This is a genomic window from Paenibacillus radicibacter (assembly GCF_024721995.1).
In the GTDB taxonomy this organism is placed as follows: Bacteria; Bacillota; Bacilli; order Paenibacillales; family NBRC-103111; genus Paenibacillus_AM; species Paenibacillus_AM radicibacter.
This window is the reverse complement of sequence record NZ_JANQBC010000016.1, coordinates 20,509-42,627: the sequence shown is the minus strand read 5'-3', so window position 1 is coordinate 42,627 and position 22,119 is coordinate 20,509. Positions and strand designations below refer to the sequence as shown.

Annotated in this window: 14 protein-coding genes; 11 read left to right on the top strand and 3 right to left on the bottom strand. The window is 43.7% G+C overall.

The window, feature by feature from the left end; genetic code table 11:
- Window positions 1-29: 29 nt before the first annotated feature.
- The 5 genes from NV379_RS23925 (at window position 30) to NV379_RS23905 (ending at window position 8,013) form a co-directional block, all read left to right on the top strand.
- A complete protein-coding gene (locus tag NV379_RS23925; protein ID WP_258209866.1) occupies window positions 30-683 on the top strand; it encodes a FusB/FusC family EF-G-binding protein in 654 nt (217 codons plus the stop codon).
- Window positions 684-837: 154 nt separating this feature from the next.
- A complete protein-coding gene (locus NV379_RS23920) occupies window positions 838-1,368 on the top strand; it encodes a hypothetical protein (protein ID WP_258209865.1) in 531 nt (176 codons plus the stop codon).
- 65 nt (window positions 1,369-1,433) lie between these two features.
- Window positions 1,434-3,188 (top strand): YcdB/YcdC domain-containing protein, encoded by a 1,755-nt coding sequence (locus NV379_RS23915; protein WP_258209864.1) that lies wholly within the window; start codon window positions 1,434-1,436, stop codon window positions 3,186-3,188.
- A 71-nt stretch (window positions 3,189-3,259) separates the two neighbouring features.
- Complete coding sequence (locus NV379_RS23910; protein WP_258209863.1) at window positions 3,260-5,551, top strand: YcdB/YcdC domain-containing protein; 2,292 nt, start codon at window positions 3,260-3,262, stop codon at window positions 5,549-5,551.
- 137 nt (window positions 5,552-5,688) lie between these two features.
- Window positions 5,689-8,013, top strand: coding sequence for a YcdB/YcdC domain-containing protein (locus tag NV379_RS23905; RefSeq protein ID WP_258209929.1), 2,325 nt, complete (start codon window positions 5,689-5,691; stop codon window positions 8,011-8,013).
- 199 nt (window positions 8,014-8,212) lie between these two features.
- On the opposite strand, the gene NV379_RS23900 is transcribed toward NV379_RS23905, so the two are convergent.
- The gene (locus NV379_RS23900) at window positions 8,213-8,995 is read right to left on the bottom strand and encodes a TerC family protein (RefSeq protein WP_258209862.1); all 783 of its coding nucleotides are present in this window, start codon (window positions 8,993-8,995) and stop codon (window positions 8,213-8,215) included.
- Between the two features lie 433 nt (window positions 8,996-9,428).
- Between NV379_RS23900 and NV379_RS23895 the strand changes: the two genes are divergently transcribed.
- Window positions 9,429-10,475 carry a class I SAM-dependent methyltransferase gene (locus tag NV379_RS23895; protein ID WP_258209861.1) on the top strand — a complete coding sequence of 349 codons (1,047 nt, stop codon included), beginning with the start codon at window positions 9,429-9,431 and terminating at the stop codon, window positions 10,473-10,475.
- A gap of 54 nt (window positions 10,476-10,529) precedes the next feature.
- Here the strand turns inward: NV379_RS23895 and NV379_RS23890 are convergent, their stop codons facing one another.
- The gene (locus NV379_RS23890) at window positions 10,530-11,120 is read right to left on the bottom strand and encodes a TetR/AcrR family transcriptional regulator (protein ID WP_258209860.1); all 591 of its coding nucleotides are present in this window, start codon (window positions 11,118-11,120) and stop codon (window positions 10,530-10,532) included.
- Between the two features lie 111 nt (window positions 11,121-11,231).
- On the opposite strand from NV379_RS23890, the gene NV379_RS23885 reads away from it, so the two are divergent.
- From NV379_RS23885 to NV379_RS23875, 3 genes are all read left to right on the top strand, one after another.
- On the top strand, window positions 11,232-12,437 hold the full coding sequence (locus tag NV379_RS23885) for a serine hydrolase domain-containing protein (RefSeq protein WP_258209859.1): 1,206 nt from the start codon (window positions 11,232-11,234) through the stop codon (window positions 12,435-12,437).
- Between the two features lie 109 nt (window positions 12,438-12,546).
- Window positions 12,547-13,446 (top strand): ComEC/Rec2 family competence protein, encoded by a 900-nt coding sequence (locus NV379_RS23880; protein WP_258209858.1) that lies wholly within the window; start codon window positions 12,547-12,549, stop codon window positions 13,444-13,446.
- Between the two features lie 7 nt (window positions 13,447-13,453).
- Window positions 13,454-13,666 carry a DUF3006 domain-containing protein gene (locus tag NV379_RS23875; RefSeq protein WP_258209857.1) on the top strand — a complete coding sequence of 71 codons (213 nt, stop codon included), beginning with the start codon at window positions 13,454-13,456 and terminating at the stop codon, window positions 13,664-13,666.
- A gap of 93 nt (window positions 13,667-13,759) precedes the next feature.
- On the opposite strand, the gene NV379_RS23870 is transcribed toward NV379_RS23875, so the two are convergent.
- Entirely contained in the window at window positions 13,760-13,978 is a 219-nt protein-coding gene (locus tag NV379_RS23870) for a hypothetical protein (RefSeq protein WP_258209856.1), read from the bottom strand.
- 201 nt (window positions 13,979-14,179) lie between these two features.
- Here NV379_RS23870 and addB point away from each other — a divergent pair, with 201 nt between their 5' ends.
- Both addB and addA read left to right on the top strand, forming a co-directional pair.
- Complete coding sequence (gene addB, locus NV379_RS23865) at window positions 14,180-17,782, top strand: helicase-exonuclease AddAB subunit AddB (protein ID WP_258209855.1); 3,603 nt, start codon at window positions 14,180-14,182, stop codon at window positions 17,780-17,782.
- Window positions 17,779-21,900 carry a helicase-exonuclease AddAB subunit AddA gene (gene addA / locus NV379_RS23860; RefSeq protein ID WP_258209854.1) on the top strand — a complete coding sequence of 1,374 codons (4,122 nt, stop codon included), beginning with the start codon at window positions 17,779-17,781 and terminating at the stop codon, window positions 21,898-21,900. The genes addB and addA overlap by 4 nt, the downstream gene beginning before the upstream one ends.
- Window positions 21,901-22,119: the final 219 nt, after the last annotated feature.

Genomic DNA, 22,119 nt, shown 5'->3' with positions numbered 1-22,119 from the left:
TTTATTCAACCATTAAGGAGCTGGCCAAGATGTGTATACCATTTATTAGAAACCACCAATATAATTTTATTAAGAAGCAAAGCGAAATTCTGCTACAAACGATCAGAACAGTTGCGGATCAGAAGATTGTTCAAGCATTACGAGGGGATTCTGAATCCAAGATCATTGGATTGTTTCCAAATGCTACTGAGGAGCAGAAGAAGCTGCTGGAACCGATATCCGTATTGCAAACTGTTCATGATTTCGATCAATATCTGTTCGCGTTAAAACCGTATCTGATGGAATTCCCAACTGTAACGCCGAAGCAGATCCAGAAGCTTTTTCCGAAAAATAAGAAGTTAAGAATGCCTGATCTAGCAACAATCGACCATCGCTTCGTGACGTATCTAGGCTGGAATGATATTGGAACCAATAAACTATTTATTCTGTATCCAATGGATGGGCAGATTGTGGGGCTTGAGGGCAGATTTACGCCTACGAATAGGAAGAATTACTGTTTCCTGTGTAATCGTTATGAGGAGTTGGCACTTTTCACGGCCATTACGAAGAAACGACCTATTAATGCTACATCCGATTACTACAAGGCAGTTGGTAACTACTTGTGTATGGATAGTCAGGAGTGCAATAAGAACATTCGTGATACCACGGCGCTAGAGAAGTTCATTCATCATGTAATGAGTTAAAATATATCGTAGAAAGATCGAAACTCTTTTTCTCATAAAAGGGGTTTCGATCTTTTTTGTGCTTGTACGTAAAAAGATACAACTTTTTCCAACTAAATCTGGTAAAATGAGATGGAACATTTTCCCTAATTATAAAATTGAAGGAGTGAATGGTTTGAAGACAATGAAACGACCGCTTCGCACGCTAAGCAAAGTCATGTTAACGTCAGCCATTAGTGTAAGCTTACTTGTGCCAAGTGCGGCACTCGCAGCAGAACAAGGGACTATTGTCCCGCAAAAAGTAGATGTAGTGATTGATATGAGTGGAAAAACGGCTGAAGTTAAAGCTAAACCGAAGTACACAGAAGCAGATGCTAAGATCACAAAAGATGAGGCTGTAGAGCGCACGCGTAAACTGTTTCCAAGGCTTAAAGATGCAGAAGTTCGAAGTGTAGATTTTGGCATGAAGAATCAAATGCCTCGCCCTGATGCTAATGTATGGAGTATTGATTGGGAACTTAAAATGTCTAATGGTGGTGGACATAGCTTCAGTACTAGGATTGCAGCAGATACAGGTGAAATCATTGATGCGTATATGCCTTCGTTTGATTCAGACCGTAATAAGTTGTTCTACCCGCCGAAAGTGACGAAAGAACAAGCTCTTACTTTGGCAAAGTCTTTGTCGTACAAGCCTCTAACTCGATAACTGAAAAAGATCTCGTTGAGGTAGATCCTTCATATGATTACTATAATTCTTCTTTATTTGGACCTGTGAGTTATTCATTTCAATTTGATGTGCTTGTGAATGGCGTGCCTGCAAAAGGTAAGAACGTTCAAATTGGGCTAGACGGGGAAGGCAATGTTACACGTCTTTCAAGGCAATTATCTATAAACGAGTTTCCATCAGCAACACCCAAAGTTACATTTGATGAAGCAGTGAAATTTGCAAGAGATAATCAACAAGTTGAGCTGCAATACATGCCTTTGCAAAAGGGTGATGGTACGATTTCTTCCTGGTATTTGGGGTTTGTTCCAGCTATTTCGCCAATTGATGCAGAGACTGGGAAGTTTCTAGAGAATGGAATGAATTCTTTCAAAGTACCTACATATAAAGCTGTACCTGCAACAGAGAATACGTATTCAGGAAATAAGGAAGCAGCAGATTTGTCTTCTGATCAAGCAAGCAATCGCGCAAGAGAACTGCTTCAAATTCCTAAAGATAAAGTAGTACTCCATTCTAGCTTGCAATCGAACTGGGGTTCAAGTGGTGACAAGCAATGGTATATCACTTTCGGAGATAATCCAGAAGCTGGATTTGAAGGGCAATTAAGTGTAACAGTGAATGCACAGACAGGCGATATTCTATCCTATTACTCGAATCGGTTTACTCCTTATCAAGAGAAAACAAAACTTGATCCAACATTACCGACTATAACAAAAGATGAAGCAGAAAAACGTGCGATTGTCCTATTAAATAAACTTTACCCCAATGCCAGTCAAGAATTAAAGCAAGCCGTAAGGGAAGAGGCAGGCGGGAATAAGAAAGCTCCGGTTAGCTATTCATTTACATTCCAACGGTTCCACAACAGCCTCCCAATAAGTGCAGATAACGTGAACATTACATTAGATTTACAAGGTAATTTGCTGAATTATTATGCCAACCGAAACAATATTAAGCTAACCGCTTTAGACGTATTGAAACCTGTTATTACGAAGGAGAAGGCACTGGAAATACTGTGGAAAAACACGAAAGTCGAACTTCAATATTTACAGACAGGTTCCCTATACGATCGTGAGCAGCAAGAGCCAGTTGTCAACAAGTTAGTTTATAATCAAAGTTTAAAAGACAATCAGGTACGTACCATCATTGATGCAGTAGATGGTTCATGGAAACAATCATGGTATGGCATCATGGATCAAAGCGCTCCAGTTCAACCTTCTGATCTGAAGGGGCATTCGGCTGAGAAAGAATTGGAAACATTGCTTCAGCACAAAGTGTTGTCTACAGATGAAGCGGGTAAAGTAAATCCTAACCAAGTAGTTACAATTGGCGAATGGTGGACGATGATGGCGAGGGCAATTACCGTGCATTATACAAGTAATGTTGGCTCGTATGCGATTAAGCAGCCCTTTGCCGATATAGATGAGAAAAGCCCTTATTATGATGCTGTTCGTTTCTCGCTCCAATTCGGCTGGCTAGAAGCTAATGCAACGGAAAAGTTAAGTCCTGATCAAGAACTGACACGTGAGCAGCTTGCATCCTACCTCATAGCAGTTGCTAAATATAAAAAACTATCAAAAGAGTTAGTAGCCAAATTGCCAGGTCTGTCGTATGCCGATGCAAGTCTAATTACGAATAAGGGTGATGTATGGCTAGCTGTACAGCTAGGTCTGCTCCAAACAAAGGATGGTAAATTTAATCCGAAGGATAAAGTGACTAGAGCAGAGGCAGCTGTAGCGATCATGAATCTCGTCTACTCACAAGGTAAGTTAGATCAGAATGTCTCTGGGAGTAATCCATTTTAATAGTTTAATTGATGGGAGTGTGAATGGTTTTGAAGAAGATGAAACGACCGTTTCGCATGTTAAGCAGAGCAATGTTAACAACTGTGATTAGTGCGAGTTTACTAGTACCAGGTGCGGCATTCGCAGCTGAGCAAGGAACTACAACAGCTACCTCGGTGTCGAAAGAAGGTTCCAGTACAAATTCTAAAGCAGAACATAAGTATAAAGAAGCAGATGCGAAGATTACGAAAGATGAGGCAGTCCAGCGTATACGTAAGTTATTTCCTCATCTGAAGGACGCGGAAGTTCAGAGTGTGCAATTCGGAGAAGTGAATCAATATCCAATTCCGAATGAAAATGTATGGACAATAATTATGCAAATCACAGAAGCCAATGAGAGTCGTAGTTATAGAGGTAAGGTTGCAGCAGATACTGGCGATGTTCTGAGTTTCCAACTTTCCAGCTCCGGTTATTCTGGGGAACGTCAACCAAAACCTCTAAATTATCCGCCAAAAGTATCGAAGGAGCAGGCTCGTGAACTAGCAAAAGCATTCATATTGCAGGCTTCGCCTTCCCTAAAAACTAACAATATTAATGAGAATACGGAGGATCGATATATCGCATATAATACCTCGCTGTTTGGTCCTGTGCGTTATTCATTTGCGTATGATGTTTATGCTGAAGGGGTAAAGGTCCAAGGTGGAGATATTCGGGTCAATGTTGATGGTAACGGTGATATAACGGAAATATCGAGACAAACACCTGCAAGTGAATTTCCATCATCAAAGCCTAAGTTAACATTAGAACAAGCTTCTAAATTTGCGAAAGACAATCAGATGGCAGAATTGCAATATATCCCTGAGCGAAGGGGGGCTAGAACTACGAAGTGGTTCTTAGCATACTCGCCATTACTTTATAACATCGATGCACAATCAGGTCAGATTATGGATCATGTACATCAACTTGGGGAGTCTGGCAGAACGTATAAGAGTGTACCTGCAACCGCAAGTGCTTATAAGGGTTTCAAAGGGCAAGCTGACATGACGTCTGAGCAAGCGGGTAAAATAGCAGAGGATGCATTCAGTATTCCGAAGGACCTAAAACTATCCGATACATCGTTACGATCTGATTGGGGTAATACCAAGGGGAAAGTCTGGACATTAAATTGGATGGGTGAAGAGCAACAAAGGTTTGGGAATAGTATTTACGCTGTTATTCATGCTAAGGAAGGAATCGTAATCAGTTACAACAACTCTCAATACAGGGACAATTCGAAGAAAGATGGATCATCTCCTGCGATTTCCCGAGAAGATGCAGAGAAGAAAGTGATTGATCTATTGAATAAGGTATATCCAAACGCAAGCCAGGAGTTGAAACAGGTTGTTGCGTCTGATTCCAGCTCGAATAAAACGAACTATTCCTTTACATTCCAGCGGTTCTATAAGGATATTCCGGTATCAGGAGATACAGTGAGTATTAATATGGATCTGCAAGGCAACATCTCCAATTATAATGCGAATAGAAGCGATGTCGCAGATAAAGAATTAGATGCTATTAAGCACGCAGTAACGAAAGAGCAAGCTATGGAAAAGATTTGGAACAATACAAAATTAGAGCTTCAATATGCATCCTCAAGAGGGGACAACCCTGGTAATTTGGCAGAACCTAATGTTATGAATCTTGTATATGTTCAATCTTTGAAAGATAATCCAAACACACCAATTGTTGATGCGACGGATGGTAAGTGGAAGAAACAATGGTATGACGGAGCGGAGAATCAATTTTCGATCAATCCAATTGATATTAAAGGGCATGCAGCTGAAAAAGAATTAAATACGCTTGTACAATTTAACGTATTGAGTACAGATGAGTCAGGTAAAGTGAATCCGAATCAAGTAGTTACTATTGGTGACTGGTGGAAGATGATAGCGAAAGCCGTCACGCCTTATTATGAGGGTTATAGCAGCTCGAATGAGATCAAACAGCCTTTTGCGGATATTGATGAGAAAAACGATTATTATGACGCGGTCCGCTTCGCTATTCAAAGTAAGTGGCTAAAGGCAGACATTGCTCAGAAGTTAAACCCGGAGCAAGAAGTGACACGGGAACAATTTGCTTCATACCTTGTTACAGTTGCTAAATACAGCAAAGTATCGAATGAATTAGCTTCGAAATTGCCAAGTGTTCCTTATTCCGATGCAAGCCAGATTACGAATAAAGGTGATGTTTGGTTAGCTGTTCAGCTAGGTTTACTTAAAACTAAGGATGGTAAGTTTAATCCGAAAGATAAAGTGACAAGAGCTGACGCGGCTGTTGCGATTATGAATCTTGTATACATGCAAGGCAAGTTTGATCAGAACGTAACGAACCATAATATGTACTAATGATTAAAAAACCGCCTCAATTTGAGGCGGTTTTTGTTTTATCCTTAAAAGATGCAACTTTTACCAATAAATGTTCGTATTAAGAATGTAGAACATTTTGCCTAAATATGAGTCAGGGAGTGAATCGTTTGAAGAACATGAAACGACCGTATCGTACGCTAAGCAAGGCGATGTTAACAACTGCGATTAGTGCAAGCTTACTTGTGCCAAGTGCGGCATTTGCAGCAGAGCAGGGGACAGTAGTAGCTGTGCCTAAGGAAAATGTTGTTATCGTCAAAGATTCAAAAGCAGTACATAAGTACACAGAAGCAGACGCAAAGATCACGAAGGATGAGGCAGTTGAGCGTATACGCAAGCTGTTTCCAAAGTTAAAAGATGCTGAGGTTCGAGGTATACAATTTGGAGTGCCGAATCAATATCCACGTCCGAATGAGAATGTATGGACCATCGAATGGCAGATTCGGGAAGGGAATGGCAGTTACGGTTTTAGCAGTAGAATTGCAGCAGATACAGGTGATTTCTTACAGGTTTCTGTGAATAATTATCCAAGAGATCGTGAGCAGAATGTTGTATACTATCCTCCAAAAGTAACGAAGGAGAAAGCTAGTGAGCTTGCTAAAGCATTTGTCCTGCAGGCATCTCCATCCTTAACAGCGAAAGATTTCGTAGAAAGTAAGGAAACACACTATGACGTGTACGATGCGACATTGTTTGGTCCTGTGCGTTATACATTCTCTTATGATGTTCTTGTACAAGGAGTGAAGGTACAAGATGGAGGTATTCGCGTAACGGTGGATGGGAATGGAGAGGTATCGGGTATTTACAGGCAAGCGCTTGGAAATGACATTGCATCATCTAAACCTACATTAACATTAGATCAAGCTACCAAATATGCAAAAGACAACCAGATGGCAGAACTGCAATATATCCCTGATCGTAAAAATTCAGGTGAGATTTCCAAGTGGTATTTAGGTTATGTTCCTTTCCTTTATCCAATTGATGCACAAACTGGACGAATTTTAGAAGATGGAAACAATTATGATATAACTGGCAAGAAGTATAAGCGTGTTCCTGCTACAGAAGGTACATATACAGGCCATAAAGGCCAAGCAGAATTGACTGCTGAGCAGGCAGCAAAATTAGTAGAAGATGCATTCGGTATTCCGAAAGAGAAGAAATTGGAGAACTCGTCCACACAAGATAATTGGAACAATAGTGAAGAGAAGCTGTGGCACTTAAATTGGGCTGAAGAAGGACAGCAAAGTTTTGAAGGGCGAATTTATGCATCAATTCTTGTTAAGCAAGGATTCGTTAGAGATTATAGCAGTAATCAATATATGATGGGTGTGCCGAAGGTGGATGATGCACTTCCTTCAATATCGAAAGAAGATGCTGAGAAAAAGGCGATTCTCCTGCTGAACAAAGTGTATCCGAATGCAAGTCAGGAGTTAAGACAGGTAGTTTCACCTGATTCTACTTCGAAGATAACGAACTATTCCTTCACTTTCCAACGGTTCTATAAGGATATTCCTGTTTCAGGAGATACAGTGAATATTAATATGGATTTACAAGGTAACATCTCAAGTTACTATGCGAATCGAAGCGATGTTGCGGATAAAGACTTAGATACACTGAAACCTGTTGTGACAAAAGAACAAGCGCTTGAGAAGGTTTGGAAAAATACGAAGCTAGAATTAAATTATATTTATGTAGGTGGAATTTACAATGGTAATCCAGATGAGCTGAGGAAAATGGGGCTTGTCTATACACAATCCTTAAAGGATAACCCGTTCATGTCGGTTATCGATGCTGCAGATGGAAATTGGAAGAAACAATGGTACGGCATCGCAGATGCGAAGACGTCTATCGCACCTGTGGATATTAAGGGACATGTTGCAGAGAAGGAACTAGATACACTCATCCAATTTAAAGTATTAAGCACAGATGATGCAGGAAAAGTAAATCCGAATCAAGCTGTAACGATTGGCGAATGGTGGACGATGTTGGCGAAGGCACATACTTCCCAATTTGCGGGTATGAGTTTCTCCAATGACAAGAAGCAGCCTTTTGCCGATATAGATGAGAAGAATGAGTATTATGATGCGATTCGCTTTGCGCTTCAGTATAAGTGGCTGGAAGCGAATGCAACCCTAAAGTTAGGCCCTGAGCAAGAACTGACTCGTGAACAATTCGCATCGTACTTGGTGTCTGTAACTAAATACAGCAAGTTGTCGAAGGAGATTGGTGCGAAGTTCCCAAGTTTGTCATATGCAGATAGCAGCCAAATTACGAATAAAGGTGATGTGTGGCTCGCTACACAGTTAGGACTGTTAAAAGCGAAAGACGGGAAGTTTAGTCCGAAGGATAAAGTGACAAGAGCTGAAGCAGCCACTGCAATTATGAGTCTTGTATATCTGCAAGGCAAATTAGATCAGGGTGTTTCGAACAATTATCCGTATTAATAGCTCAAGAATCCGCCTCTTAGGAGGCGGTTTTTTCATGTATGCCGCTGTTGCGATCATGAATCTTGTATACTTGCAAGGCAAGTTCGATCAAAGTTTTTCACTTGAAAATTCGTAGTAATCTATCAAAAATATAGAAGGCTATTCGGGAGTAGTTTAGAACTACTTCAGAACAGCCTTCTCATGTCCTCTATTATGGTTACACCGCTTTTATGGTGTTCTTGTCTTTCCTTCCAGACAGGAACCATCCAACTACAGCAATTAGAATAAGGACGGAGTAGAATATAACTTTCCAAAGCTTAGATTCTGCAAAGTCGTGCGAGATCACGTTCAATGTTGGGTGAGATAGCGTATAAACCGCTAACTTAACACCTACCCAACCCACAATTGCAAATGCAGCAATTTCAAGATTGGGTCTGCTCTCAAGCATTTTAACAAATAACGTTGCAGCGAAACGCATGATGATAAGTCCAACGAAACCACCTAGGAATATAACGATAAAGTGTCCGCCGTCCATGCCACCAATCTTCGGCAAATTCGTCGTGGGAAGTGCCACAGCAAGTGCAACTGCTGCTAGTATAGAGTCAACTGCAAACGCAATATCTGCAACTTCAACTTTAAATACAGTCATCCAGAAACCGCTCTTCTTCGTTTCTTTCTTTGAAATTTTATTTGCATCCTTATCTTGCTTCTTAATCATAACTTTTCTAAATATATGGTTAAGTGCGATGAACAACAGATACAGGGCACCTATCGCTTGTACTTGCCATACCCCTACGAGGAATGAAATTGTAAACAAGGATGCAAATCGGAATACGAACGCTCCTACCAAACCATAGAATAATGCCTTTTTTCTTTGCTCGTCTGGAAGATGCTTCACCATAATCGCTAAGACTAGAGCGTTATCCGCTGCTAGTAATCCCTCCAGCGCAATAAGAACTAATAGTACCCATCCATACTCCAACAATAATGCAAAATCCATGTTCATTCCCCCTATAGCGATGAATATTACAGGTGATACATACCACTCAACAAAAAAGACCCTTGCCTGATTCATAATCAGACAAAGGTCTCGCCACAACATAGTGATGTTGCCAATAAAGCCGGAGAATATCGTTCTCGAAATGACGACTTTATTGTTACAGCTACTCCCCTTTGGAGTAATATTCGGTTTGGTGAGTTGTGAAATTTTGATTCAAGAATAATACGTTACGCTTTCGAAACACGTTTCACTTTTTATTTAAAAAGAAAGAAAAAAATTAAAAAATGTGAGAAAAATTTTTATCGTAGTGTTCTAACTTTTTAAACACGCTCAGGTGCAGTTTTTCTTTTGAACGAAACTTTTTTCAGCAGGAAAAGAACGCTTTCTTTTTGAATATATTGCAGTAGGCATGGAAAATGGGAGGGATTCTCTGATGGCAATGGAAGTACTGACTGGTCGACATCCGTATTCCGAACAAGATTTGGAGCATTCGGAGCTGTTACCCTCGTATCGGGTGGATTTACGCAATGCAAACAATGTGCGGCTCGATCGATTCTTCAAGGCGAATCAGGTGAATGATTGGTCACAGGTGAGTTGGAAGCAGATCGGTAAGCCGTATGAAGTGAAGAATATGTCGGAGGATCGGCTACGTTGGGAGCGGGAGAACAGTAAGGAGATGCCGGTTCGAACTTCGTGGGAGATGTTCAATCGTTCGTTTCATGAGTGGTTTGAGAAGGATGTCCCAAGTGAGCTCCTAGGTGCGAGAAAGTCATTCATGCGTCATATGGGACGTTTTGAAATGAAAGAAGTGAAGACAGCACTTAATAATGTAATCTCGCTTAGCTTATGGAATTACGCACACCGTATTCAAGATGGTGTCTGGGACCCTCGTGGCAAGCGGGCGCTGTTCGAAGGGTTGGATGTGCAAAAGCCGCGTATTCTATTCTTAGGGGCAGCCGAAGGGTACGAGGCGATGCAGCTTCATGCGATGTATCCAGGCGGTGAAGTCGTATTAGTCGATTATGATGAATATTGCAAGACGAATCGATTTGCTGATTTTCCAAGTTCTTATCCATTCCTAGGGGCGAATCCCGCAACAGGCAGTACGAAGGTATGGTACAAGGATCAGATGAACATTCACTATGTGGTCGAAGACATTCGCAATCTGTCGTTTGGTCCAGAGTTTGATATTGTGCTGAGTGTGGGACTGCTGGAACATTTTCCAGATGAATATAAGGCAGAAGTGATGGAGTGGCATCGTAAGTTCTTGAAGCCAGGTGGATATGTAGTGATGACGACACCGCGCAATCAGATGAGATCGAGATTGTTCTATAAGATTATGGAAGATGTGATGAACCACACGTACCGCGAGCTAATGGATGTTCGTCAGATGGGGCTTTATGTGTACGAGAATGGTTTCGACATCCTGCGTCACGGGTTCATTAAGGTGCATAATGGGATTGTGGCAAAGCCGCGTTAACCAATAAAGAAGTCTCAGAAACGTAGGTTTTTGAGGCTTCTTATTTATTTGACGTTACTTAGTTAGACCCTCGGATAAGCATTCGATCATTTTCTTTAACATTTTTGAAAAAGCGGGTTCTCCAATTTCTTGTCGATGTAATGGAAGCAGGAGTGTGGATCGAAAAAGGCCGATCAATACTTCAGGGTCATTTTCTGTAACCCCTTGTTCTTGTAGAAATTTTACAAATTCTAATGAACCATCTAAATCTTCTTTAGCATGCTGATCTAAAAGCTCCTTGGGAAGTCTTTGTACGATGCGCTCATATTCACCTCGTTGATAAAGGCTTAGCAAAAATGGGTTTTCTTCTATGGTTTTAAAAGAGGTTTCAAAAAAACGAATTAGGAGCTCTTTGGGTGGTAGTGATTCACACATTATTCGTGAAATAACTAGATTTTTAACTTCTTCTTCTTTTCGCAGCACTGAGTAAAACAACTCTTCTTTTGAAGAATAATAGGAATAGAAAGTACCTTTTGCAATTCCACATGCTTGTATGATGTCGTCAATACTAGTTTTGAAAAACCCATATTGAGTAAACAGGTCTTTACCCTTAACGAGTAGTTTTTCATGAATTTGTTTTCTTTGTTCTGGTGTAATTCTTGCCATCGTATATCCCCGCCAATCCTTATTCGACTATTTGTAGACATTTAGTCAAATGTCTGATAAGGTTATTTTACAGAAAAATAAGGCTTTTGTAAATGGAAAAGGAGAAACGATATGCATTCAAATAAAGATGTGCCTATTTATGGATTTGTTGCACCGGGATTTGAAGGGGTAAAGGAAGAATTTAAAAGAAATTTTATGGAAAGAGGGGAAGTTGGAGCGGCATTTGCTATTTACAAGAACAATGAACCTATTGTTGATTTGTGGGGGGGATATCGAAATCGACTGACCTGTGCAGAATGGGAGAAGGATACATTGGTTCAAGTGTTTTCAGCAACAAAAGGCTTTGCTGCACTGTCATTAAGTTTAGCGAGCGCTAGAGGGTACTTGAACTATGATGAGAAGGTGTGTAGCTATTGGCCGGAGTTTGCACAGCATGGCAAAGACCAAATAACCGTTAGAGAACTGCTCGCGCATCAAGCTGGATTGTCTCCTTTGGATGAATTGAACATTGATCGGTTAGAAGACTTAGACACTTCTCGGTTAGCCGTTGCCCTTGCTGCAAGCAAACCCGCTTGGGAGGTTGGAAAAATGCATGGTTATCATGCTTGGACACTTGGAGCTTTAATTGGAGAACTAATTAGAAGGACAGATCCCAAGCATCGGACTCTTAAACAATTTTTTCAAGAAGAAATTGCAGAACCACTAGAGGCAGAGTTTTATATCGGACTTCCTAATCATATAGCAGAAGAAAGAATAACAAAGATCGAAGGAATCAATCATCCCATTCAGTTGCTTAAGGGAATGACAAAGCTGCCTATCAAGATGCTGCTTGGTTTTCTTAATAAAAAGTCGTTAGTAGCCAGAAGCTTAGTCGATCCGAAAAAATTCGTAGCCAATGATAATTTTAATCATCGACCTATGTTATCGATCGAATTCCCTTCGGGAAATGGGGTGGGGCAAGTAAGAGCTATGGCTAAAATTTATGGTGCTTTTGCTAGTGGTGCACCAAACCTCGGATTAAGTGAAGAAGCATTAAATGGATTAAGGAACGGTGCGAGCCCTCCAGTATCAGGGTATTATGATCATGTGAATGGGATAAATTTAGCTTATTCGTTGGGATTTTGGAAACCTTTTTCGGATATGGAATTTGGGCGGAGTGAAAGCTCGTATGGTCACCCTGGTGCAGGAGGAACCTTCTGTTTTGCCGATCCCGATGAAAAATTAGGTTATGCTTATGCGATGAACAAACATGGTTTTGGCATGGGAAATGAACCAAGAGAACTAGCATTACGAAAAGCGGTATATAGTTGCCTCTGAAAATTACTTTCAATGGGCTCTCTATATGATATAATCAGAACAAACGTTCTTGGGGACGTACATTCCAATACATACATAGGTGAAGACATAGGGGAGAATGGTGATGTTCATGAGAAAATGGTTAGGGTTTGTAATGATGGTCGTGCTTGCGATAAGCCTAGTTGGATGTTCGATTCAGGTTGGGGATACGGCGACCACGAAGTCGGAAACAGGTCTTAGTGCGAAGCAGCTTAAGGCAGATGCTGCCGGTAAGTTAGGTGTATTTTATCTGGATGTGGGTCAGGGCAGTTCTCAGCTCTTAATCTCACCTGCAGGTAAGACGATGCTAATTGACACAGGGGATATTGATAAAGAGCAGCTTATGCTGAAGTATATGAAGGATTACGACATCAAGAAGATTGATATTCTTGTGTTGTCACACGCACATGCGGATCATATCGGGACGGCGAGTAGCATTATTGATCAGATAGATATCGGTAAGATCTACATGCCGCGGGCAGGTAATACGACAAAGACGTATGAGAATGTGCTGAAGTCGATCAAGAATAAGGGTCTTAAAGTCACAACAGCCAAAGCAGGAATTACGCTGGATTGGGACGAAAAGGTGAAGGTAGAGATGCTGGCTCCTGTCCAGGCGACTTATGAAGATTTGAATGACACAAGTGCCGTTGTGAAGGTGACATATGGGCAGTCGAGTTTCTTGTTCACAGGCGATGCTGAGCGGGTAAGTGAGAAGGATATGCTAGAGTCCAAGGCGGATCTATCTGCGACTGTGCTGACAGTAGGTCATCATGGGTCAAGCTCCTCGACATCAGCTTCATTCTTGAAAAAGGTAAAGCCGAAGTACGCGGTCATTCAAGTTGGGGCAGGTAATTCGTATAAGCACCCGACTGAGGTTGTGTTAAATCGATTAGATAAACAGGGGATTCCCGTGTATCGTAACGACCTGAATGGCCAAGTTGGTGCGATTACAGATGGTAAGGAGATCAAATGGACCCTAGAGAGGTAGTGTAGCTATGCAAGGGATTGTGGATCGATTCGAAGGCGAATATGTGATCATTGAGATTGACGGTGTGAATCAAGATGTACCTCGTGATCAAGTGGCTTGCGGTGTGAAGGAAGGCGATGCGGTCGAGCTGGTTGATAAGGTATGGGTGACGAATCCAAAGCTGACGGAAGAGCGCAGGCAATCGATCCAGAAGCTGATGGATGATGTGTGGGAAGATTAGTAGTGGCTGTATGACTCTGTAAAACAAATAAAGGCAATCCCAAGTTCTTGTGAGGAACAGTGGATTGCTTTTACTCGTTGTGATGCATTTGTTTTAAAAAAGAGGACCTAGTTCGTCTAAGCGATTGTTCTTTTTATAACCATATAGGAGTTCATCAATTGTAGGTGTTTTGGTTTTCTTGGAAGAAGTCTTTTTCACTTTAGGTAACAATTCCGATTCCTGTTTCGCTGCCGCTTTATCTGAGTCCTTGGTATCGATCTGATCGAGTAGACTCGTAATCGCGGAATTATCTAGGTTAGAGAAATTAATCATGTTGTTCATCTCCTGATGTATTCGTGATCAATAGAATAACCATCTTATTCTACCAAAAATAAATATGAAGTGACAAGGTCGAAGTTATGAACGAAGAATGAACATATCGAACTGGCATTTTAATGAAAAAGAGTTTGTTAGCTTCCTATGTTAAAATAGTAGGTATGCGAAAGTAGAAGATCGGAAGGAGTGAAAGCTGTTATGGCAGTAAAGTTCGTAATTGGTCGGGCGGGAAGCGGGAAGACGCGCTATTGTATTGATGAAATACGTGAACATCTGATTCGAGAGCCGGAAGGAGCACCGTTAATCCTACTCGTTCCTCAGCAATTTACGTTCGAAGCAGAGCGGGAACTCGTGTCCAAAGAAGGTGTGAGCGGTACGATTCGTGCACAGGTGCTTAGCTTCCATCGTCTAGCTTGGCGAATCATGCAAGCAGAGGGCGGAACGGCACGGACTCCTATTGATGAGATAGGGAAGAAGTTGCTACTCAGACGTATTATGCAGCGCCGCCAGGGTCAATTGAAGTTCTATGCAGGAACGCAGGATCAGCAGGGTGTCATTGATCGGATGGATGAGCTGTTTACGGAGTGGAAGCGTTATGGAATGCAGCCACAGCATCTGGAAGAGCGGATGGATAAGGGTCGTTACCACTGGGAGCATTCGCAGTCGCTTGAACCGAAGATGCAAGATTTGATGATGGTATATCGGGAGTTTGAAGAAGAGTTGAAGGCGCAGTACTTGGACGGTGAAGATGTGCTGACGCTTCTAGCAGAACAAATTATTCAATCGGAGTGGCTCTCTAACGCGAAAATCTGGATTGATGGATTCCATGGATTCACGCCGCAAGAGATGGCGGTTATTGAGCGCCTCATGATTCGTTGCCCCGAAGTGTCAATGACATTCTGTCTGGATCGCCCTTATTACGATTATGACGATTTGGATGATCTGGCTCTGTTCCATCCGACAGCTCGTACGATGCGTCAACTGCAGCGCAGCTTAGTGAATTATGGCTTGCCGGCACCACATATGGTAGAGCTTGCAGATCGAAAGTTACCGACAAGGTTTACGAACAATCCGATGCTCGGATTTTTAGAACAATATTATGATCGGAATACAGGACGGGTTCGATTTGATAAGAAGGATGCGGAGAAAGTGCATGGCAATGGTCGTGTGAATGAATCGATCGTTATTGCTGAAGCTGCGTCACGCCGTGCAGAAGTCGAGGGTGTATGCCGTGAGATGGTGCGCCTTACGCGTGAAGAAGAGGTTCGCTGGCGTGATATGGCGGTTATGGTACGCAATATGAACGAATATGGCGAACTGTTATCCGCTGTGATGTCGGATTTCAATATTCCTCACTTCCTTGATCAGAAAAGGTCTGTTCTGCACCATCCGCTCGTCGAGTTTATTCGATCTGCCTTAGAAGTGGTGAATCATCAATGGCATTATGATGCTGTATTCCGCTGTGTGAAGACCGACTTCCTGCTCCCATGGGGACATATGTACAGTGAGAGTAGGCTTCGCAGGCAAATGGATCGCTTGGAGAATTATGTCCTTGCATTCGGTATTAAGGGCAGTCGGTGGTCGGAAGAAAAGGCTTGGACGTATCGAGAGCGCAGATCGCTAGAAGGTCCTGAGGAAGAATTGCGGGAAGCCGAGGAGAAGGCACTTGCTGAGATTAACGAGACACGCCGCTGGGTGTCGGTTCCGCTGCATCATTTTGCCCGTAGACTGAAAGATCGCTCGAAAGTTCAAGGTAAAGTGGAAGCTTTGTTTGAGCTGCTCGCATTTGCCAATGTCCCTGAACGTCTTGAGCGCTGGAGTCTGACATGCAGTGAAGCGGGTCAGCTTGAAGAGGCGCGTGAGCATACTCAATTATGGGATCGAGTTATGGATGTATTCGATCAGCTCGTGGACATGCTGGGTGAAGAAGAAGTATCTAATGAACTGTTTGCGGATTTGGTGGAGACGGGTCTAGAGAGTATTTCTATGGGACTGGTACCACCATCCTTAGATGAAGTGCTAGTAGGTACTGTAGATCGGACGAGATCGGGATCGGTTACGCATGCGTTTATTCTTGGTGTGAATGAAGGTGTATTACCTGCGAGACTTAGCGAAGACGGTTTGCTGACAGAAAATGAACGTGAGATGCTGCAACAAGCAGATATTAGCATGGCAGATAGTGCGAAGCGGAAGTTGCTTGATGAACAATTCTTGATCTATAACGCGATAACTTCAGCAAGTTCGTACTTGTGGATGAGTTACCCGCTTGCAGATGAAGAGGGTAAGGGTTTATTGCCATCAGAAATTATGAAGCGAATTCGTTATTTATTCCCGCAGGTGAAGGTGAAGCAGCTAGCACTTGAACCGACTCCATTTATGAGTGAGAAGGAATTGTTTAGTTACTTGGCACATCCGCAGCAAGCCTTCTCATTCCTTGGTGTGCAGTTAAAGCGCAGAATGCAAGGCGAAGATATCGCGAAGACGTGGTGGGATGTGTACAACTGGTTATTGGGTAATGAGGCGTGGAACGGGAAACTGGAACGTATGGTACAAGCCCTAATGTTCGACAATCATGTGGACCGTCTGCCTGCTTCAACAAGTCGTGAGTTGTACGGCTCTCATCTGAAGGCGAGTGTGTCTCGAATGGAGCGATTTGCTGGCTGTCCGTTCTCTCATTTTGCTTCACATGGTTTGCGATTGCGTGAACGTAAGGTCTATGCGCTTGAAGCACCAGATATTGGACAACTGTATCATGCGGCATTGAGTGAATTCGCTCAAGGGTTACAGCGAGATGGACTGGATTGGGGCGATCTATCGCCTGAGGATTGTTATAAGCGTTCTGCTCAGGTTGTTGAAGAGCTGGCACCGAAGCTGCCAGGGGATATTCTATTAAGTTCACATCGCTTCCGTCACATTACGCGTAAGCTTCAGGATGTTGTGGGACGTTCATCGGTTGTACTTGCTGAACATGCAAAGCGCGGCGAGTTCAAACCTCTCGCGACAGAGCTGGATTTTGGACCGGGATCAACATTGCCAGCGCTTGAATTTACGCTGGAGAACGGTTGTACGATGGAGATTATCGGTCGAATCGACCGCGTAGATCAGGCAGATACCGAAGGCGGCGTGCTATTGCGCGTGATTGACTATAAATCCTCTGCGACTGCGCTTGATATGGCAGAAGTGTTCCACGGGTTGTCGCTACAAATGCTCACTTACTTGGATGTTGTCATTACTCATGCGGAGAAATGGCTCGGTATTGAAGCGAAGCCTGCGGGTGTTCTGTATTTCCACGTGCACAATCCACTGCTACTCCATGCCAATCGCATTGGAGCAGATAAGGCCGAAGAGGAGACGCGCAAGCGCTATAAAATGAAGGGCTTGCTTGCGGCAGATACGGAAATTATCGGGATGATGGACAGTGCACTCAAGACAGGTACAGGACATTCACAACTATTGCCTGTTGCAATCACGAAGGACGGCGGTTTCTATAAAAACTCATCTGTTGCTACAGACAAGCAGTGGAAGCAGATTCGTTCGTATGTACGAGGTCAGATTAAGCAAATTGGGACAGATATTACCGATGGAGCGGTCGATATATCTCCATACCGGATGGGAAATAAAGCAGCGTGTATGCGCTGTTCATATCGCTCAGTCTGCCAGTTCGAACCGCATTTTGCAGGTAGCCAGTATCAAGTAAGAAGGAAAATGAGTGGGGATGAACTCTGGTCAGAGATTGACCGGTGTGTGATGAATCAAGAAGTAGGTACAGGAAGACAGGCTGAAGGGGGAAGCGGAGTATGACATTAGATGCGAATAAGATCATCATGCAGACGGCTCCAGTTAAGCCTGAAGGTAGTACATGGACGGATGAACAATGGGAAGCTATTGCACGACGTGGCAGTGATCTGCTCGTCGCTGCGGCAGCAGGATCAGGGAAGACAGCGGTACTTGTAGAACGAATCATTGGACGTATTTCATCGGAAGACGCCCCTGTGGATGTGGATCGGCTATTAGTTGCAACTTTTACGAAAGCAGCGGCAGCTGAGATGAAAGAACGAATTCGTGAAGCACTGGAGCGTAAGCTGGAAGATAATCCGCAATCCGAACATCTTCGTAAGCAGTTAGCGCTGATGGGTCGTGCGTCGGTAACGACACTGCATTCTTTTTGCCTAGAGGTGATTCAGCGTTATTACAGCTTGATTGGGTTAGACCCAGGGTTTCGAATTGCGAATGAGACCGAAGGTGACCTGCTTCGCCAGGATGTGATGGAAGACATGCTGGAGCAGTATTATGAGCAAAGCGCTGACGATGCGCCATTCTGGCAACTCGTTGATGGATTCGGCGGTGAGCGCGGGGATGGTCCATTAATTGAGCTGATCGAGAAGCTGTATGAGATTTCACGAAGTCAGCCATGGCCAGAACATTGGCTCACGGAGACGGCTGCGATGTTTGGTGGGCAGCAAGACGGTATTAGATCAGATGGTGGTCTGAATGATGAAGTGGCTGAATTAGCGAGCATGAGTTCAGATGCAGAGGAAGATAGATGGGTAACAGAATCCACAGGATCAACGGAAGCTGCAATTGATGATCGTTTGTCTTGTGACAAGGCTGCTCTTCGATTGTGGCAGGAGAGCCTGCTCCCTATCGTTAGACTGGAGCTTGAAGGAGCGGCAGAGTTATTTGCTCAAGCACTTCGAATTGCGGAGATACCAAGCGGCCCTGAGCCTTATGCGGAAACGTTCCGGGAGGAATTGAGTGAGGTTCGAGAACTCATTGCTTATTCCAGTCAGTCTTGGCTTAAAGTACAAGAGCTGCTCTCGCAAATTCCTTCACGGAGGCTCAAGCCTTGTCGTGGTGACTCAATCGATACGGAGCTTAAAGAACAAGCCTCCGATTTGCGAAAGAAAGCGAAGACAGCGCTCGACAAGCTGCGTACCGAACTATTTTCCCGATCAGAAGATGAGTATGCCGAAGAAGTTCGATTACTTGCACCGATGCTGAGGACGTTGTCTGCGCTTGTTGTAGATTTCGGTCAGCGGTATCAAGCGGCTAAAGCGGATAAGGGATTACTGGATTTCGGAGATTTGGAGCATTATACGTTGCAAATTTTACGGGATCCATCTTCCTCTCCGACACATACAGTACCATCGCAAGCAGCACTTGAGTATCGGGCGCAGTTCGTTGAGGTACTTATTGATGAGTATCAGGATACGAACCGTGTACAGGAAGCGATCTTAGATCTGATCTCGAATACATCTCCAGGTAACCGATTTATGGTGGGTGATGTGAAACAGAGTATTTATAAATTCCGTCTAGCCGAACCAGGACTTTTCTTGGATAAATATAAAGCTTTCTCAACAGGTGCGAGCGAAGATGGCGTGAAGATTGATCTGGCGCGTAATTTCCGTTCTCGGTTGGAAGTGGTAGATGCGGTCAATTTTGTGTTTCGTCAATTAATGAATGAGCGTGTAGGTGAAATCTCGTATGATGTGGATGCCGAATTGATTCATGGTGCCACGTATCCGAATGCAGATCAAGATTTTGCTGTGCATGTGACGTTAATCGATCGCAGTAGTGATGGTTCAGGTGGAGATGAGGCGCTAGACACGGAGGAAGCAGCGGATTCAGCTGAATCCCAATCGGGTGATGGGGCGGAGAGTGAAAGTCCGTTTGCAGAAGCGCAAGAACTAGCGACCGCAGAAGCAGAGGCGAGAACGATTGCGCGTCAAATTCATGAACTGTTGAACCCTGAGAGTGGCAAGCCGTTCATGGTGTATGACAAGCAGAGTAAAGGCATGCGTGAAGCGACGTATCGCGATATTGTGATCTTGATGCGTGCGACTTCCTCTTGGGCTCCGACATTTATGGAAGAATTGCAAACGCAGGGTATTCCGGCATATGCGGATTTAAGTTCAGGTTATTTCTCAGCAACTGAAGTAGAAGTCATGATTTCTCTTTTGAAAATAATCGATAACCCGTATCAAGACGTACCGCTTGCAGCTGTACTTCGTTCACCGCTTGTCGGGCTTACAGCGGACGAGCTGGCGCTCATTCGAATTAATGGTGGTAAGAAGATTAGCTTCTACGACACCCTACGTGCTGCAGCTGTAATTGAAGATATGGATGATGAAGCTACAGCTTCCGCTCTTCAAGCGAAACTTGTGCATATCCTTGCCAAGTTGAACGAATGGCGTACCGCGGCAAGACGCGGATCACTTGCAGAGCTGATCTGGAACATTTACCGTGAAACAGGCTTCTACGACTTTGTCGGCGGGATGCCGCATGGTGGTCAGCGTCAGGCGAACTTACGCGCGCTGTATGATCGTGCGAAGCAGTACGAAAGTACGTCACTTCGAGGATTGTTCCGATTCTTGCGCTTTATTAAGCGAATGCAGGATTCAGGTGGTGATCTAGGTACAGCAAGAGCGCTCGGTGAAGGCGAGAATGTCGTACGCATCATATCGATTCACAAGAGTAAAGGACTTGAATTCCCTATCGTGTTCGTAGCAGGTATCGCGAAGATGTTCAATCAGCGCGATTTGAATGAAGCATTTTTAGTGCACAAGGAGTTAGGGTTTGGTCCGAGGTTCTTGGATACGGAACTTCGAGTTGCTTATCCGACCTTGCCGCTTCTAGCGATTCGCCGTGCGATGAAGCTTGAGACATTAGCGGAAGAAATGCGAGTCTTGTATGTCGCCTTAACGCGTGCGCGAGAGAAGCTCTATCTTGTTGGAACCGTGAAAGACGCAGTGAAACAAATGAAAGATTGGTCTAGACTCGTCGAACATAAGCCATGGAACTTGCCTGATAATGATTTAGCGAAGGCGAAGAGTTACTTGGATTGGCTCGGACCTGCTCTAATGAGACATCAAGATGCAAGCATGTGGCGAGAAGCTGCAGAATATGGATTCGATAGGCTGACTGGTGACGTGGCGAATGACCGTTCCAAGTGGACGTTTGAGATCAAAGCGCTGCATGCTCTTTTTGAAGTGAGTAATGAAGTAGTTGATCCGACTGTGGGTGACCCTTTCTTAACTGCGGTTAAAGAGGGCAGACCAGTAGATGTTCATCAGACCTTCGCAGAAGCTGATGAGGCGCGTGCGGACGTGGTTGAAGAACAGGCTTTAGTTACGAGTGAAGTTAGCCTAGACTTAGTCGAGCTTAATACGAGTCACGAGGTTAGACAACGCTTGGAGTGGCAGTATGCTCATCCATTTGCACAGACGTACTTCGGAAAGACAACTGTTTCGGAAATGAAGCGTGTTGGGGAAGAGAAGCGATTAGCGCTTGCTGGCGAAATGCCTGATGCACGATTGGAATGGAAACCTTCCTCCTTATTGCGTCGTCCTCGATTCTTGGAAGAGAGGAAGATGACATCAGCAGAGCGGGGAACCGTGTACCATGCAGTCATGCAGAACTTGCCTTTAGAAGGGGAAGTGCCAGATGAACAGCTCGTGGAGCACACGTTAGCACGAATGGTAGAGCGTGAGATGTTGACGAGCGTACAGTGCGAAGCGGTGGATGCCGCGATGATTGTATCCTTTTTCCAGACCGAAGTGGGTAAGAGGTTATTGAAGGCATCGATCATCCGCCGTGAGGTTCCGTTCTCTTATGGACTTCGTGCAGGAGAGGTGTATGGGGAAGCTGATCCAATCACAGCGCAGGAAACCGTACTCATTCAAGGGGTCATCGACTGTTTGTTTGAAGATGAAGAGGGGCTTGTGTTGCTCGATTATAAGACAGACCGCACACATGGTAAGACGCTAGAAGATTTAGCGAAGCAATATCAAGTGCAGATGGACTTGTATGCACGAGCAATTGAGCATATTTATCGCAAGCCACTGGAGCGTAAGTATCTATATTACTTTGAAGGTCAGATTCTTGTGGATCTGGATGAGGCGCTCAAAAACGTTGAGTAAGAGTGTCTGTGAAATGCAGTAAGAGCTAGCAAGGAACACGTAGTTGTAAACTTCATAAGGACTGCTGTTGGATCACGCATTCTCTAAACTCTTTTGCAAAGAAGGGGGATACGTTAACGATCTGACAGCAGTTTTTTCGTTGTCCCCGGCCACCACCAGCCCAACACCCACTCTAAGTCCTTACAAAATCTTAATTTTACCCTTACAAACCAATCAATA